The organism is uncultured Campylobacter sp. (assembly GCF_938030815.1).
Taxonomy (GTDB): Bacteria; Campylobacterota; Campylobacteria; order Campylobacterales; family Campylobacteraceae; genus Campylobacter_B.
Window position 1 is genome coordinate 1 of sequence record NZ_CALHII010000249.1, and the last position, 2,093, is coordinate 2,093.

Genomic DNA, 2,093 nt, shown 5'->3' on the forward strand with positions numbered 1-2,093 from the left:
ATCGTAACACAACAAGAAATGCTACAAAAGGGCTATGAGCTTGTTTCTGAGTCCGATTGCATAGCTGAAACTACAAATTTGCACGAATTTAAAATATCCTGGGCGATGCCGTCATATCATTATGCAGGTGATAAGGAATATCTGATCTATGGCTCGATCGAAAATTTAAACCTAACGGCGCTAATTAACGATAAAAGGCGAATATGGCACAAAAAAGAGCACAAATGGGGACAGCCGGACGATTATGACCACGAGGTTATTTTTTATCCGAAACTTAATATAGTTCAAATAAATAAAATGGGGTATTAATAGCGTGCGCTAAATTTACTTATGGCCGATTTAATATAACGTTGCGAACTAAATTTAAAAGCTTTTGGGATAAAATTTAAAAATTTAGACTTTGGTCTTGCGGACATTTATCAAAGTAGATAAAATAACGATATAGTGGGTTTTTCATAAAATAGGAGATCACAAAGATAGAATGAAACCGGCTCAAATTTTATCGCTGCTTTCGCATATAGCTTTCGGGTCGCTTATAGGTTAAAATTCAAAGATAATAACCCGTGGGAGTTCGCAATCGCGCTTTTTGCCTACGCGATTTTGTTTGCTTTTTATCCACAGAGCTTGCTTAACGATAATAAAAAGACGATCGCCATACTGTTTTTTATGGCGCTTTTGATCGTGATCGTGTAGCGGCGCCTACAAATCGGTGGGATCGGTTGGCGGCGAGAGAGCGCGGGCGATTCGCTTTTGATTGCAGCGGCGCGTGCGAGCGAGACTATTTTTAAAATTTATTGTAAAATTAGAGCGTTAATTTATTAAAATTTAAAGGGTCGGTATGCAGATAAATTTAGACGCCGTGAGGATCGAGAGCGGCTGGAAAGAGGCGCTTAGGGAGGAATTTCTAAGCGAGTATTTTGCGAAGATCAAAGAAAACCTGCTCGCCGCAAAGGCGCGAGAGATCGTCTATCCGCCGGGAAATTTGATCTTTAACGCCTTCAATCTCACCCCGTTTGAGCGGGTGCGCGCGGTGATTTTGGGGCAGGATCCCTACCACGGCGCGCATCAGGCGATGGGGCTTAGCTTTTCGGTGCCGCGCGGCGTGCGAATTCCGCCCAGCCTCGTAAATATCTACAAAGAGATTAAGAGCGATCTGGGTATCAGCGAGCCTGAAAGCGGCGATCTGAGCTACTGGGCGAAGCAGGGCGTGCTGCTTCTTAATGCGAGCCTTAGCGTGGGTGCGAACCGCGCGAACTCGCACAGCGGCTTCGGCTGGCAAATTTTCACCGACGCCGTGATTAAAATTTTAAGCGCGAGGCGGCAAAATTTAGTCTTTATGTTGTGGGGAAATTTCGCCAAAGCAAAATCGGCGCTGATCGATGCGCAGAGGCATCTCATTTTAACCGCCGCTCATCCTAGCCCGCTAGCGGGGGGAGCGTTTTTTGGCTGCAGGCATTTTAGCAGATGCAACGAATATCTGCGCGCGCACGGTCTGGGAGAGATCGATTGGGATCTAAATCACGGCGCAGATTAAATGTATTTTAAATGAAATTTTCGTAAAATGCGCCGCGAAATTTCAAAGTAAAGAAATTTTAAAAAAATATTGAAAGGAGAAGTGAGCGAATAATATACGACCGGCTTAAGACGGCTTGCCGAAGCGACGCAGATGCGTGGCTAGGCTAATCATTGTAATTAAAGGAACGATATGAAAAAGATAATTTTGGGAATTTTATTGCTATTTACAAGTAGTGTAGTGGCAAATACCCTATCTGAGATTAGGCAATCGGGCAGTGTGCGCGTAGGCGTATTTGAGGCGCAACCGCCTTTTAGTAAATTTGAAGACGGCAAATTTCAAGGATTTGAGGTTACTCTAGCCGAGGCGTTATCAAAAGATATATTTGGCGGCAAGGCGGGCAAGGTGGAATTCGTACCCGTAAAGGCTAGTGAGCGTTTAAAAGCGTTGGAAGAGAATAAAGTAGATATGGTGCTTGCGACCTTTACGATCACAAATGAGCGTAAGCAGGTGGTCGATTTTACGACGCCGTATTTTGCAGTAAATATCGGCGTGCTAACTCGCAAGGGAGATAAGATCA

3 protein-coding genes are annotated in these 2,093 nt (G+C 44.3%); all 3 read left to right on the top strand.

Features of this window, described 5'->3' with window-relative positions; genetic code table 11:
- The coding region (locus Q0277_RS09325; RefSeq protein ID WP_297997491.1) for a hypothetical protein at window positions 1-309 on the top strand (309 nt) is incomplete at its 5' end.
- A gap of 529 nt (window positions 310-838) precedes the next feature.
- Window positions 839-1,534, top strand: a complete 696-nt coding sequence (ung, locus tag Q0277_RS09330; protein ID WP_297997492.1) for a uracil-DNA glycosylase — start codon at window positions 839-841, stop codon at window positions 1,532-1,534.
- Window positions 1,535-1,705: 171 nt separating this feature from the next.
- Window positions 1,706-2,093, top strand: a 388-nt coding sequence (locus Q0277_RS09335; protein ID WP_297997494.1) for a transporter substrate-binding domain-containing protein, incomplete at its 3' end; no start/stop codon positions are given.